The organism is Segatella maculosa DSM 19339 = JCM 15638 (genome assembly GCF_000382385.1).
Classification (GTDB): Bacteria; Bacteroidota; Bacteroidia; order Bacteroidales; family Bacteroidaceae; genus Prevotella; species Prevotella maculosa.
Window position 1 is genome coordinate 1 of sequence record NZ_KB908319.1, and the last position, 13,400, is coordinate 13,400.

The window sequence follows — 13,400 nt, forward strand, 5'->3', positions numbered from 1 at the left end:
CAAAGGTAGCAATTAAAAACGAGAATATCACTTCTTTCGGTGGAATTTACATCATTTCTTTGTGGCTTTTCATACTTCCCCATTGGTTTGGGTGGGGGATTTCATGACTATGCAAGAACCAAGAATCCTAGAAAATCCCCATATCAATGGATAAATTCCAAAAATGTCACTTCAATATATAAAAGTACCTCACAAGGAATAATGCTGCGGAATTGAGGAAAAAACCTTACTCCAGTAGCTTACGTGCATGCTCGATGATGGTATCAATTCCGTTATAGAAATCCACTACACCAAGACTCACATTTACGTCGGGCGCTATGCCGAACTCGGTACTTTCCTTGTTCTTGTCATAGATAGGGCAGGCCGAGAAGCGTACACCCCACCCGTTGGGAAGCTCACTGCCAAAAGGCATTCCTGCACCACCGCCTGTCTTGTCGCCGACAATGCGGACGTTGGGACAACATTTCATGTACTTCACGAACTCATTGGCCGCACTATAGACACCACGGTTCGTAAGCACGACCACCGGTTTCTGCCAACGCAGGCCACGGCTCGGCTTGAGCCATTGTTCCCGCATGGCAGAAAAAGCATCGTGAGCCTTTCCCGTCTTATGTTGAATATAGCCCACGAGAAGCTCCTCATTGGTAAAGCGGGCGGCCAGCTCTTCAGCACTCGAAATCAGTCCACCGCTGTTGTTGCGGATATCGATGATTAATCCACGTGTAGGGAGCAGATAGGACAAGATGTTCGTCAGATTACCGCTTCCAAAGCTGTTCTCGAAAGTAGCGCAACGGATATACCCGACATTATCATCGAGAATACGATATTTCATACCGTTGGCAATACGATAGTTGGTACCCAGATATTTATTGAGAAGAGAGTCGTTCACGTTGCTTGGATAGTTCTCACGCCACGACCAATAGCGTGCCACATCAAAGCCCGAATACATGTTGACATGACCGTCACGCAGTTCTCCCAGCATGTTTCCCAACACCTCAAAGAGCTGTTCGTCGCTCATCTGGTCGCTTATCTGCTTGCTATACCGTACATGGACCTCGTTCCAATCGAGCTTGTATTGCCGGGCCTTATAGTCAAAGAAGCAATAATGCTCGTCGAGAATGCGCCACAAAGCCTCAAAGTTGCCACGGGGATTGTCGGCATATTCGTCTTCTTTCACACAGCTTGTAAACAACAGCGGAGCGAGAAGCAGCAACAATAATGGGAGAATACGTCGGAAGTGTCTCATTTTCTGACTCGGATTAACTTAAAGGTCTTGGTCACACCCAGCAGCAGGGCATGCGTGTAGGCATGTTGTTTGAGGTTGTTGACCCGGGCCTGCAAATACTCTCCTTGATAGCCGACACGGAAAGTGGCACGGAAAAGCGGGAAGTCCAAGGTCAGGAAATGCCTCAACGAGGGTGCATTCCCCACATAGGTAGGCACAATATTATGGTCGTAATTATCTTTAGAGAATATTTCGTAATAAGACTGACCGTAGTTAGGCGAGAACATCAGTCCTGCCACGGGCACCCCCACTTCATAACGCAGCCGGAAGTCACGGTAATGGCTCTCGCAGAAAGGATTACGGAAAGTATAGGTCAGGGCTGCCGTAGGCAACACGTTCAGATAGGCACGGGCTTGAGCGGGATTGTTGCTGTTGCGTGTGTTATAGATGAAGCCCAGATTGAGCTCTGCATTGCCTCCGGCCTCCAATTGCAGCTCGTTACCACCGAAAGTCCATGTCCCACACACGACATGCAAGCCGTATTGGAAGTTGTAATTGCCGGCTATCTCGCGGCCGTCGCCCGACCGATTGTCTATGTAGGCAATGTTTCCCTGATGGATAAGCGCGTTGATGAGTCGACTACCCTCGCGCCAGCGCAGCGTGTGACTGATGTAACGGAGGTCGGGCCCCGTATATTCTTCCGGACTAAGATAGGTGTCAAGCACTTTCGTTGCACCCCACCCAATCATTCTGCTGTTGGTGATTATGCGGTCGCCATCTCCCATCGTGCCTGTTTGCCCGGCACAATACAACGGTGACAAGACCATCAGCCCAGCTACAAGGATACTATTCAGATGTGGTTTCATTTGTATCGGAGAATAAATTGAGTTGTCCGGTCATTTCATCAATCACCTGCTGCCGGCTTTTACCTGCATCGGGGGCAAGGTTCTCTTCCGCTTCCGTAGCATCTTCTTCTGCTTCGGACGTATCCGGTTCTGGGAAACGCACGGGCTCCAATTCTTCTATCTTCCCAATCTGCCACGTTGATATACGCTTACCTTTAGCCTTGAAACTCTTTTGTCCGATGAACTGTTCAGCATCAATCTCTTCCGGAGCACGCGAAGCGTCATGCCCACCATAAGTCACTTTGATGCGTGGGAATGCAACATCCGTCAGGATAACGAGCCTACTGTCAGCATTATCGCCGAGGAAGTTCTGCGGTCTTGCCGTTGCATCCATCGTAAACCGTTTCATATAAGGATAACCCTGATTGTCAGCATCGAAGAGAACTGCCGTCCACACCTTGTCAGGCTCCCATTTCTCTAAGCGCATGATATTGTCTGGATAGTGGTTGTTGACATCAAAGTTCGTTATATAGAAGTCACTATTGTCGAGTATAACGAGAATACGGTCTTCATCAGAGAATTCGCCCAAGAAGCGTCCGTGCTCCTCATAGTTGATACGCTTCACATCGGCATCAAACCACACTTTCCGGCCACCCAACGTTGAATGGCCATGACTCTTCAAACCAATGCGATGCACACCTTGCTTGGACAACAAGACACCCTTGGCTGCACGGTTCTTTATCAATATCTTACTGAAGTCGCGCTCCAAGAATATGTTCTGGCGTTTCTTCTTCGGGTCAAGGTCGAGCGTTATCTTGATGGTCTCGGCCTCACCGTTAGGATTGGCCGTGAAGTAAATCACCTTCGAGCCCGGTGTGCCCTGCGTCAGATCGTATTCGCGGTCACGCGTCATACTGGTCACATTAAAACGCTTCATGTAATAGAAGCCCTGACGACCGTCGCGATAGACCGTATTGTAAATCGTACGCTTATCGTTCTTCTTAAACACCTGCACCCAAATGATGCCTTTGCCCACGAAGATTTTGTCGGCCACCTTGATAATCTTGTACTTCCCGTCCCTATAGAAGATGATGATATCGTCGATATCGGAGCAATTGCAAACGAACTCGTCTTTCTTCAGCCCCGTCCCGATGAAACCTTCCTGCCGGTTGATGTAGAGTTTTTGGTTAGCTTCCACCACCTTCGCACTGTCAATCGTATCAAAGCTACGTATTTCAGTATGACGCGGATGGTCGGCGCCGTATTTGTTCTTGATGAACGTGAACCAGTTGATGGTGACATCGGTCATGTGAGCCAAGTCACGTTCTATCTCTGCCACCTCAGCCTTGATGCGCGCAATGAGTTCATCGGCCTTGTCTTTATTGAACTTCAGGATGCGTTGCATCTTGATTTCCATGAGCCTGAGGATATCATCACGCGTCACTTCGCGAATGAAGTCGGGCTTGAACGGTTCCAGCTTCTCATCGACGAAAGCAATGGCCTCGTCCATCGAAGCAGCCTGCTCAAACTTCTTTTCTTTATAGATGCGTTGCTCGATAAAGATGCGCTCAAGACTGGCGAAGAAGAGTTGCTCAAGCAATTCGCCACGACGAATCTCAAGTTCCTTGCGCAGCAACCCCATCGTGCGGTCAACACCGTGGCGCAACACGTCGCTAACCGTGAGGAAGCAAGGCTTATTATCCTCGATGACACAGCAATTCGGCGAAATATTAATCTCACAATCGCTGAAGGCATAGAGCGCATCTATCGTCTTGTCAGGCGACACGCCGGGCGACAAATGCACCTGTATCTCCACCTCGGCAGCCGTATTATCGTCTACACGCTTAGCTTTGATTTTTCCTTTGTCTATCGCTTTGAGAATACTGTCGATAAGCGTCGTCGTGGTCTTGCTGAACGGTATCTCGCGGATAACGAGCGTCCGGTTGTCGAGCTTCTCTATCTTCGCCCTCACCTTCAGTCCGCCGCCCCGTTGCCCGTCATTATACTTGCTGACATCAATGGCGCCACCCGTGGGAAAGTCGGGATAAAGCGCGAACGCCTCTCCGCGCAGATACTTGATGGCCGCATCGCATATCTCATTGAGGTTATGCGGCAACAGTTTGCTGCTCAGCCCAACGGCAATACCCTCGGCCCCTTGTGCCAAGAGCAGCGGGAACTTCACCGGCAGCGTAATCGGTTCCTTGTTCCGTCCGTCATAACTCAACTGCCAGTCGGTGGTCTTCGGATTGAAAACCACGTCGAGGGCAAACTTTGACAGTCGTGCCTCAATGTAACGCGGAGCAGCCGCACGGTCGCCCGTCAAGATGTTTCCCCAGTTGCCCTGACAGTCAATGAGCAGGTCCTTCTGCCCCATCTGCACCAAGGCATCGCCGATAGAAGCGTCGCCATGCGGGTGGAACTGCATCGTGTGGCCCACGATATTGGCCACCTTATTATAACGTCCGTCGTCCATGCGCTTCATCGAATGCAAGATGCGCCGCTGCACGGGCTTCAGTCCGTCTTCGATATGCGGCACGGCCCGTTCCAGAATCACATAGCTGGCATAGTCCAAGAACCAGTTCTTGTACATGCCGCTCAAGTGATGCACGGCCGAAGCGTCGAACCGGTCGGCCGGACGGTAGTCCGAATGGGTGTCTTCGCCCAGCATTTCCTCTTCGTTGATATTCTCGCTGTCTTTGAATTCTTCGTCCATGTGATGCTTATTTAATTTCTGCGATAGCCACAAAATTACTACAAAAGGTTGAGATATGCAAATAAAAAGCCGCTTCTTGCCCCAAATCCGTCGCTCTCCGGGTCAAGAACGGGTGCCGCGGCACCTACGGTAGGCATGCAACCGTCGTTATTATAGGCATGCGACCGTCGTTATTAAAGGAATACGACCCGACTGATACCGCATCTGTCATCGGACATATATAAGACATATCGAATTATCTACCCGATGAGAAATATTTCTCACCGGGTAGAGAAATATTTATCACCGTGGTGAGACGAATTTCTCACCGGGTAGAGAAATATTTATCACCATGGTGATAATTCGATACTCCTTATATGTCTACGGGCAGACTTACGGTATAGAGACGGTCGTTATCCTTCCGTGAGTCCGGTTGCACACCTTTCGTCAAGGCGATTGCACACCTTTCGTCAAGGCGATTGCACACCTATAACCAGACGAAGGCAGATGAAAAAACAAGCCGAATAGTTGCAGGCGTGGGATTTATTGCTTACTTTTGCAACGTAAAACCATAAAATACAAGAGTTATGAAAAAACATCTGCTACTCATGCTCGTCGTTGCGGGCATCACGTTCTCCTTCCTGAGTTGTTCGTCTGACGATGACGACGCACCGCTGACTTCGTTGAAAGGCACCGAATGGGTGAATAACGACGAGAAAGATATCACGAAGATGCTGAACTTCACCACCGAAAAGGACTTTTATTACACCACGCGCGGAACCGAGAAAGGACAAACTGTCGAAAAGGGCACTTACACTTTCGAGCCTCCTTTCGTACACTTTACCCTTACGGATGAAAAGACAAAGAAAACGGAAAAACTTACGGGAAGAGTCGATGGAAAGAAGCTCACCCTAAAAGAGATCGTTTATACAAGGAAATAACACCAGCCTTGTCGGCCTGTGGCAAGTCTGCAGGTTCAGCCAGACAAAAAGGGCAGCCCGAAGCGGGGCTGCCCTTTGTCGTGTGCAATAGAATAGAGGTTAAGGCACGAAAGGCACGTCGTTCCCAACGTTTTGCTCCCCTTTTTCCTGCATCTGACGCACGTTTAATTCTTTTTCAGTATCACTTGGCGGCTCGTGAACGCATAAGCGCGGTCGAGCATATCGAGGACTTTGTTCCAATTGACCAGAGGTTCCTGCTGATGCTTGTATATCTTTTTGAAGTCGATGACCAGTTTCCCGTTGCTGACCTCGGCTCTTGTCATGAAAGAAACGGCATCGTTGTCGACGCTTTCATTGAGCTTCTGCAGGCTTTCGGGCGAGACGGAATAGCCCGAGGGAATGGTTAGAGCGAGCGTTACGGCGTAGGTGCGCGGATAGTCAAAGAAGATGGCGTCGCTGCGCTTGCGCTCTTTGCCCTCGATATGGGTCTGCTGGCCAAACAGCTGACCAACGGAGACGACGAGGTTTCGCCCGGCTTTCTTCACAAGGCCGTCCATTTGATAGTTCACAGTGTAGGAGAAAGGCAAGTTGTTCTCACCGAAGTTAAGCACTTTCGTACTGTTGATTTTCACGGGAGCCTTGTCATGATAGGCCTTGACTTCCTTGGCGAAGTTCTCCGGAATATCTTTCTTGTCTCGCTCTGCCCGCTCTGCAGCCCGCGCTTTTGCCTCGCTTTCCTTATAGTTGTAAGCGTCGGCAAAGGTTGTATATTCATAGGGCTTGCCCCACGCCTTGATGAGTTCTTCGGCCGTAGTATATACAGGAATGACACCTTCTTTCCTGCAGCCCGACATTGTGTTCTGGCGTCGGATATTCATCATTCCACCGTCGATTACCGCGTCTATGTCTACCGTTTCTATGTTGTCTGAAGCATCGCTGCCGGCAATTTTGAATGATGTGAACGGTCCTTTTGCAAACTTTTTAGGCTTATCGGTGCGTATGGCATCTCGGTTCTGATAGATCGACGGAATGATATTCGCGCCTACAGCCCGCTTCAAGGGGAAGTAACACTTGCCGTTCTTGAGTATGATGAAACGCGTTGCATCGCTGTAATTGATGAGCTGATCAAGCGGTTCATTGTACAAACTGGTTGTGATGCCGCGTCCATATTCCACTTTCAGACGGTCAAGAATGCTCGGGAAGAGCGTTGAGAAGTTATAGGCGTTTTCGTAAGGCTGCTTGAAAAGCAACGTCTGCATCACCATATAGTTATATACATAGTCAGCTTTCTCCTCATCAGTTTTAAGCTTCTTGGCATCTTTTACCATTTTGGTCATCTTCTTGTAGAGTGTCCATTTCAGCTTATAGTCAGACCAAGGCTGCCATGCATCTTTTTGAATGACCTTGGCATCAGGGTTGGCCTGCAGTCCTTTCTGCTTTGCACTCTCGGGCGTATAGTACAGTCCGACGTTGGTGTTCGTCACATATAACAGCGTGAAAGGGGCCTGTGCGATGGCATTGAAAGCGTAATCAGGCAACGTCTTGTTAATGCTTTTCACGTGGGCATCCAAGGTGATGTTATCGCCACTCTTCCCCGACTTGAAGTCGGGTGCACCGTTCATTGTGCGGTATTGCGTACAGAGATTCTTGTCAATGGCACAATGAATTTGATAGTCAAGTATCGGGTAGTCAGCACAGAAAATGAACAGCGTAGGATCGAGATTGTCCTCTTTAATCACGTCAAAGTCATAGATAAAGTAGTCTATCAAATCGCCGACTTGCAGGTCGGGCACAGCCAATTTAGTACGCTTCTCCTGTCCTTTCTTCCCCTCGTTTGCGTCTTGATAGTCGTCGGTGCTCACTTCTTTGACCGTCCCGTCGGGCTTAATGACCTTCACACCAAGCACGGTCCGGTGGTCTTCGCGCAGCATAAGTTCGTTGAACGAGCGGTCATATGTGCGGAAATCAAAGGTGGAAAACTTATCAAGGGCAGCCTTGTCGTTGATTTTGATGAGATTGCGTTTGAGATGAGTAGCCGTGTTTTGCTTGAGGTTTCCAAAGGCGAAGATATTGAACTTCTTGCTTAAATCGACGGTTAGTTCCTCGTAGCGTGCCAGAATGACGGCCGATTCGTCCTTGTATTGAGCCGAGACCTTACGGTTGTTGAACTGCGGAAGATTCCTTCCCCATACGTCTTGCTTCACTTCTTTGACGAACTTTTGATAATCGTTGTCGTCAAAAGCCAATGTCGGGAGTGCTATAACGGCCAACAGCAGCATTGTAAATAGTTTCTTCATAAATGTAGGTTTGTTTATTTGTTAGTGTTTCTTATTTTGCATTCTCTATGCTATTTCTTCAGCACCACCTGCTCGTTGCAGGCGTCTTTCCACTTGCTGACCGCCTCATTCCATTTCGGAATGTTGGCAAGAGGAATGCGGCGGCGGTTGATTTGCATCTTCTGATGAAAGAGAACCGTGTTGCCTTGCCTACTGAAACGGCAGGTCAGCGTGCCTTCGGGCGTAGAGAATGTGGCCGAAGGTGGCAGATAATCCACCCTGTAACCAGCCGGAATGGTGAGCGAGGCCTGGCGGACAACGTTACAACGCACGGGGAAATAGAAGTCGTGAGTGCGCTGTGTGGTATCGATTCTGCCGTCGAAAAGGTTGTTGTGTGGGTTCAGTTCTATGTAAATCTCGCGGTCAGCTTGCTGCACGGCGGCCTTGTTGACGACGTTACCTCCAAAGCGTGCCCATTCATGTCGGGCGTCCTTGTCTGTCCATTTCACGTTGGTGACAGTCATACTGTGGGCATCCGAGTTGAGATTGTTGCCCAGAATGTCGTCCTGTTTCTTATTGCCTGCATCGTCGGCCATGCCCATGAACCATTCTTTCATGTCGCCCCTGATGTGGTAAGTTGCCTGCCCCACGAGCGCATTATCCTGCAGTTTGTATTGATAGGCAAGGCTGTCTATCGACGCATCTGCCTTCAATCGGGGCACAATCTTCAGGAGCGGACGGTCTCCGTTTTCTATCATTGCCTCCGAACCTTGTATATGTTGTGGTGCATAAGTATATGGAATATGGTTGCAAGTTGCGTCTAAATAGCGTATTTTCCCATTGAGAAAGAGGGCGCAGACGACGTGGTTCGCACTCGCAAGTGACGGGACTTCACTCATCTTAAAGGGTATTTCGTCGGTGCCGATATCGGCCAATCGTGCGTCAAAACCTTGTGCCTTGAGCAGCGTTTTCAGCAACAAAGCCATGCCTTTACAGTCACCATAGCGTTTGCGGAGCACCTCTTTGGGTGTATCGGGCCTGTGCCCTGCGATGCCGGCCTCAAAGGCTACGTAGCGAATATGGTCTTGAACCCAGCGGAAGGTGTTGCTGATGCGGTCTTCATCTGTTTTGCTTTGTGCATTGATTTCCTGCAACAAGGCTTTCAAATCGGGTATCGTGCAGTCCACGTTTGCCATTTCCTTCGACCAAGTATAAAGCGCATTGACATCTTGGAACGCTCCCGTGATGAGCAAATAGGGGTAGACATTCGACGCAGGAGGCATATGTTTGTCTTCCGTCATGCGGTCTGCTTGGGTAATTTGGTAGGTATATGTTTCGCCGCCGGCCGTCGTTTCGTGCTTGGATTGAATAGGATAGCCCTTGAAGTTCATTTCTTTGATGCGATAACCTGACATTTCCTTGGGGATTGTAATGGTCAAAGTCTTGTTGCGGATAAAATAGTCTTCGAGCAAATAAATACGGGTGAAGTACTTCGGGTCTTTGAATGTACGTTCGAAAGCAGCCGTGCAAGTCTTACCTTTCTTGTCGATATAACCCCTAAGAATGCAGGCTTTGGTGTCATCATAGAACACGTTTTCGGGCGTGATGTTCTTATATTGCTTGGCACCCCGGCCCGAAACATCGTCCAAGGAGATGTATTCACCGTAGAGAACATCCGTTTCGGGATAGACCGTAACGCTTGAATTCGACTCATAAGTGATTTTCTTCGTGTTCTTGACAACGGGCTTTTCGTGGTCGAACATCAGCGAATAGCGGTCGTTGCATTGCTGAATGAGGATTTTGTCGTCCCATTTCTGGGCATGGGTTGCCGTGGAAAACAAGGCAAGAAATAATATTCCGGCCAGTTGACAAATCGGTTTTTTGTAGTTATTCATGTCGTTTGTTGTGTATAAACGTGTGGTTTGTCATGTACAAGTGGGCCGTTTTTCGTGCGAAAGTGGTCCGCCTACGATATAAAGACAATAGCTTCACAAAGATAAGTAAAATTTTCTTTCGTTGTTCTTTCATCTACCCGGAAAATGAAGGAAAGTTTGATTTAAGTTTAATTTTTTCGATTTTCCAAGATAAAATATTACTTTTGTAAGTCTGAAACCAAATGGATAGCAATGAACAAGCAACTGATACTGTTCATCATAACACTGCTCTCTTGTCCGGCTTTGGCCGTCGCGGGTGTAAACAGCACCGAGATGATTTCCTATCCCGGCGGAAAATGCTATATGTTCCGCGTGACATTGAAGGATAAGAAACACTCTCGCTATTCCCTGAATGCCCCATCTGAATATCTTTCCCAACGTGCCATTGAACGTCGAAAGCGGCAACATATCGCCATCGATTCTACCGATTTGCCCATCAACGAGACCTATATAGAAGCCATTCAAGCCTTGAAAGACGTTCGGATTGTGGGTAAAAGCAAGTGGAACAACACGCTTTTAGTGAGATGTAGTAATGTAGGTAAGGTCTTTAATCTGCTGAAACTACCTTTTGTGAAGAGCGTCTTCAAAGTCTTTTCTTCACCGGATTCCATCAGCGGGTCGGCCAGAGTGAACTTTAAAAAAGAGTTTAATCGTTGGGACACCTTGTCGGAAGATAACCGTTATGGCGTTGCCAAAGACCAGATAGCCCAGTTGAATGGCATCCGAATGCATGCTGCGGGGTATCGCGGAAAGGGCAAGATGATTGCCGTGCTCGACGCTGGTTTTATGAATGTAGACCGCATTCCGTGTCTTCAGAGCATCAGGATTGCGGGTCAGAACGACTTCGTTGTACCCAAAGCCAAGAGCATTTTCTCCGAGATGGAGCATGGAACAATGGTGCTTTCTTCCATGGCTACCGACCTTCCCGGAGTGTTTATAGGAACTGCCCCCGATGCTTCTTACCTGTTGATACGCTGTGAAGACCGGCAAACGGAGAGCGTTGCAGAGGAGGATTATTGGGCCGAAGCGGTGGAATATGCCGACTCCATGGGCGTCGATGTCATCAATTCGTCGCTCGGTTACCATGATTTCGACGACAAATCCACCAACCATCGCTATGCCGACATGGACGGAGAATCGACGCTTATCTCCCATACGGCCTCCATGTTAGCAGGAAAAGGCATCGTATTGGTGAACAGTGCGGGCAACGACGGCATGGGAACTTGGAAGAAAATCAACTTTCCTGCCGATGCAAAACGTATCATCACGGTGGGCTCGGTCACCCCTATGGGTGTCAATGCAGCCTTTTGTGGCGTCGGACCTACGCAGGACGGACGCATCAAACCCGATGTGATGGCCTACGGAAGTCCCACATCTGTCATCTCAGGACGGGGCACTATCGTCGACGAAATGGGCACTTCCTTCTCGGCACCTTTAGTGGCCGGGCTTGTTGCCTGCCTGTGGCAGGCATTGCCAAACAAGTCGGCAAGCGAGCTAATCGACCTTGTCATAGCGAGCGGAAATAATGTGGCTACACCTAATAATATATATGGTTACGGCGTCCCCGACTTTTGGAAAGCCTATAATGCAGGCCGGAAATGAATACACTCTCGCTCTTCGAACTGAACAATCTGGTCAGAGAGGCCATCTCGGTCACGCTTACCGACGAGTATTGGGTGGAGGCCGAGCTGTCGGAAGTGCGCGAAGTGCGCGGCCATTGCTACATGGAACTGATACAAAAAGAACTGTTCGGTAACACGCCCGTGGCCAAAGCATCGGCCAAATGCTGGAAAACCAAGTGGCAACGGCTATGCCCCAAGTTTGAAAGCGTAACGGGACAAAGCTTCAAAGCGGGTTTGAAGGTGTTGCTGAAGGTCTATCCCGACTTCCATGAAGCCTACGGGTTCTCGTGGATTGTGACCGATATCAACCCCGAATTCACCATGGGCGACATGGCCCGAAAGCGCATGGAAATTATCAACCGTCTGAAGATGGAGGGCGTTTTCGACTTGCAAAAGGAACTCACGCTGCCGCTTTTCGCCCAGCGCATCGCTGTGATTTCGAGTGAAAATGCGGCAGGCTACGGTGACTTCTGTCGACAGTTGGGCGACAATCCCAGCGGGTTGAAGTTCTATCCTCGGCTCTTTTCGGCCGTCATGCAAGGTGAAGAAGTTGAGAAAAGCATTGTTGCTGCGTTGGATAAAATCAATATCCAAGCCGACGATTTCGATGTGGTTGTCATCATACGTGGCGGAGGTGCAACGAGCGACATGACCGGTTTCGATACACTTTTGCTTGCCGAGAACGTGGCAAACTTCCCACTTCCCATCATAACGGGCATCGGACACGACCGCGACGAGTCTATCCTTGACATGGTTTCCCACATGCGTGTGAAGACTCCCACGGCCGCTGCGGCCTTCCTCGTGGACCATTTGGAACGGGTGTATGAGCGCGTTTTGGACGCAGAAAACGAGATTTTGACGGGTGTCCGACATCGGATTGAGATGGAAAAAGCACGCCTTCAGCGGTTGGGCGAGAAGGTTCCGATGCTCTTTTCGCTGTTTAAAGACCGTCAGGAAGCCCGCCTCGACCGCATGCTCAATCATGTTTCGACGGCCATCGGGGTCCGTTTGGAACGGGAGAACCGTCGTCTTGCCGACCTGTCACGGCGCATGCAACCTGCCATGGCGCGTCGTTTGCTTTGCGAAAACCATCGGGTAGACCTGCTTGCACAGCGTGCTAAGGCAGCAGACCCGGCCTTGTTGCTGAGGCGGGGTTACAGTATGACAACGCTCGGTGGCAAGATCGTGAGAGATGCCGCAGCGTTGAAGGCGGGCGACGAGATTGTGACGAGACTCGAAAAAGGTAGTGTTTCATCAATCATAAAATAAGGATTATGGCAAAAGAAGAAATAAAGTACGAAGAAGCCCTCGATCGGTTGGAACGTATTGTAAAGCAGATGGAGAATGATGAGCTGGATATTGATGTCATGGGTGAACAGTTGAAGCAGGCACAAAAGCTCATCAAACTCTGTAAAGACAAGCTCACCAAGGCAGATAACGAGATAAAGAAGATTTTGGAAAAGATAGATTGATGGAATCCTATTGTTTTTAGTTGGCAAAGTGACTGATTTTACAGGCCTAAAAGAGTGATTTCAGACCGTAAAATGAGGCTAACTGACTTTCAAGACAATTCACATCACCTGCCGGAACAACTTGTCTTTTCAAATTAAACGTAGAATTTATTCAGGCATTCCAGCCTACCAAATACTCGGTTATGCCCAAGTCGTCAGCCAGCCTCCTTGCTATCGAAAGAGACTATCGGCCTATTCGCTGATGAGTCCCTTGGTCAGCATATCGTAATATAAGGCTTCGAGTTCGCCTTGTGTCAGTTGTTCCACGGCATGTTCAATCGTTCTGATGAGTTCATCACGCCGATAGGTACCCGAAGCATTGAAATGTGAGAAATCAACCATCTTTTATTTCGT

10 protein-coding genes are annotated in these 13,400 nt (G+C 49.1%); 4 read left to right on the forward strand and 6 right to left on the reverse strand.

What is annotated here, in order from left to right:
* Nucleotides 1–226 precede the first annotated feature (226 nt).
* From H164_RS0100010 to H164_RS0100020, 3 genes are read right to left on the reverse strand one after another with little or no spacing between them, the layout of a single operon-like run.
* A complete protein-coding gene (locus tag H164_RS0100010) occupies nucleotides 227–1,246 on the reverse strand; it encodes a S41 family peptidase (RefSeq protein ID WP_025830314.1) in 1,020 nt (339 codons plus the stop codon).
* Nucleotides 1,243–2,091, reverse strand: coding sequence for a DUF3316 domain-containing protein (locus tag H164_RS0100015; RefSeq protein ID WP_025830315.1), 849 nt, complete (start codon nucleotides 2,089–2,091; stop codon nucleotides 1,243–1,245). Before H164_RS0100015 ends, H164_RS0100010 begins: the two co-directional genes overlap by 4 nt.
* Nucleotides 2,072–4,783, reverse strand: a complete 2,712-nt coding sequence (locus H164_RS0100020) for a DNA gyrase/topoisomerase IV subunit A (protein WP_019966728.1) — start codon at nucleotides 4,781–4,783, stop codon at nucleotides 2,072–2,074. Before H164_RS0100020 ends, H164_RS0100015 begins: the two co-directional genes overlap by 20 nt.
* A 566-nt stretch (nucleotides 4,784–5,349) precedes the next feature.
* On the opposite strand from H164_RS0100020, the gene H164_RS0100025 reads away from it, so the two are divergent.
* Nucleotides 5,350–5,703 (forward strand): hypothetical protein, encoded by a 354-nt coding sequence (locus H164_RS0100025; RefSeq protein WP_019966729.1) that lies wholly within the window; start codon nucleotides 5,350–5,352, stop codon nucleotides 5,701–5,703.
* A 164-nt stretch (nucleotides 5,704–5,867) separates the two neighbouring features.
* Here H164_RS0100025 and H164_RS0100030 read toward each other — a convergent pair whose 3' ends face one another.
* Together H164_RS0100030 and H164_RS0100035 are read right to left on the reverse strand one after the other, a co-directional pair.
* Nucleotides 5,868–8,000: a DUF3857 domain-containing protein gene (locus tag H164_RS0100030; protein ID WP_025830316.1), complete on the reverse strand. Its 2,133-nt coding sequence runs from the start codon at nucleotides 7,998–8,000 to the stop codon at nucleotides 5,868–5,870.
* Nucleotides 8,001–8,050: 50 nt separating this feature from the next.
* A complete protein-coding gene (locus H164_RS0100035; protein WP_019966731.1) occupies nucleotides 8,051–9,874 on the reverse strand; it encodes a transglutaminase domain-containing protein in 1,824 nt (607 codons plus the stop codon).
* Nucleotides 9,875–10,105: 231 nt separating this feature from the next.
* Between H164_RS0100035 and H164_RS0100040 the strand changes: the two genes are divergently transcribed.
* From H164_RS0100040 to xseB, 3 genes are read left to right on the forward strand one after another with little or no spacing between them, the layout of a single operon-like run.
* Entirely contained in the window at nucleotides 10,106–11,515 is a 1,410-nt protein-coding gene (locus tag H164_RS0100040; RefSeq protein WP_019966732.1) for a S8 family serine peptidase, read from the forward strand.
* Nucleotides 11,512–12,804 carry an exodeoxyribonuclease VII large subunit gene (gene xseA / locus H164_RS0100045; protein WP_019966733.1) on the forward strand — a complete coding sequence of 431 codons (1,293 nt, stop codon included), beginning with the start codon at nucleotides 11,512–11,514 and terminating at the stop codon, nucleotides 12,802–12,804. The genes H164_RS0100040 and xseA overlap by 4 nt, the downstream gene beginning before the upstream one ends.
* A gap of 5 nt (nucleotides 12,805–12,809) precedes the next feature.
* Nucleotides 12,810–13,007 (forward strand): exodeoxyribonuclease VII small subunit, encoded by a 198-nt coding sequence (xseB, locus tag H164_RS0100050; RefSeq protein WP_019966734.1) that lies wholly within the window; start codon nucleotides 12,810–12,812, stop codon nucleotides 13,005–13,007.
* Nucleotides 13,008–13,238: 231 nt separating this feature from the next.
* On the opposite strand, the gene H164_RS15640 is transcribed toward xseB, so the two are convergent.
* Nucleotides 13,239–13,388: a hypothetical protein gene (locus H164_RS15640; protein ID WP_019966735.1), complete on the reverse strand. Its 150-nt coding sequence runs from the start codon at nucleotides 13,386–13,388 to the stop codon at nucleotides 13,239–13,241.
* Between the last annotated feature and the right edge of the window lie 12 nt (nucleotides 13,389–13,400).

Excerpts from the sequence above, each read along its gene's own strand:
- H164_RS0100010 (WP_025830314.1), bottom strand. The coding sequence starts at position 1,246 with ATGAGACACTTCCGACGTATTCTCCCATTATTGTTGCTGCTTCTCGCT.
- H164_RS0100015 (WP_025830315.1), bottom strand. The coding sequence starts at position 2,091 with ATGAAACCACATCTGAATAGTATCCTTGTAGCTGGGCTGATGGTCTTG.
- H164_RS0100020 (WP_019966728.1), bottom strand. The coding sequence starts at position 4,783 with ATGGACGAAGAATTCAAAGACAGCGAGAATATCAACGAAGAGGAAATG.
- H164_RS0100025 (WP_019966729.1), top strand. The coding sequence starts at position 5,350 with ATGAAAAAACATCTGCTACTCATGCTCGTCGTTGCGGGCATCACGTTC.
- H164_RS0100030 (WP_025830316.1), bottom strand. The coding sequence starts at position 8,000 with ATGAAGAAACTATTTACAATGCTGCTGTTGGCCGTTATAGCACTCCCG.
- H164_RS0100035 (WP_019966731.1), bottom strand. The coding sequence starts at position 9,874 with ATGAATAACTACAAAAAACCGATTTGTCAACTGGCCGGAATATTATTT.
- H164_RS0100040 (WP_019966732.1), top strand. The coding sequence starts at position 10,106 with ATGAACAAGCAACTGATACTGTTCATCATAACACTGCTCTCTTGTCCG.
- xseA (WP_019966733.1), top strand. The coding sequence starts at position 11,512 with ATGAATACACTCTCGCTCTTCGAACTGAACAATCTGGTCAGAGAGGCC.
- xseB (WP_019966734.1), top strand. The coding sequence starts at position 12,810 with ATGGCAAAAGAAGAAATAAAGTACGAAGAAGCCCTCGATCGGTTGGAA.
- H164_RS15640 (WP_019966735.1), bottom strand. The coding sequence starts at position 13,388 with ATGGTTGATTTCTCACATTTCAATGCTTCGGGTACCTATCGGCGTGAT.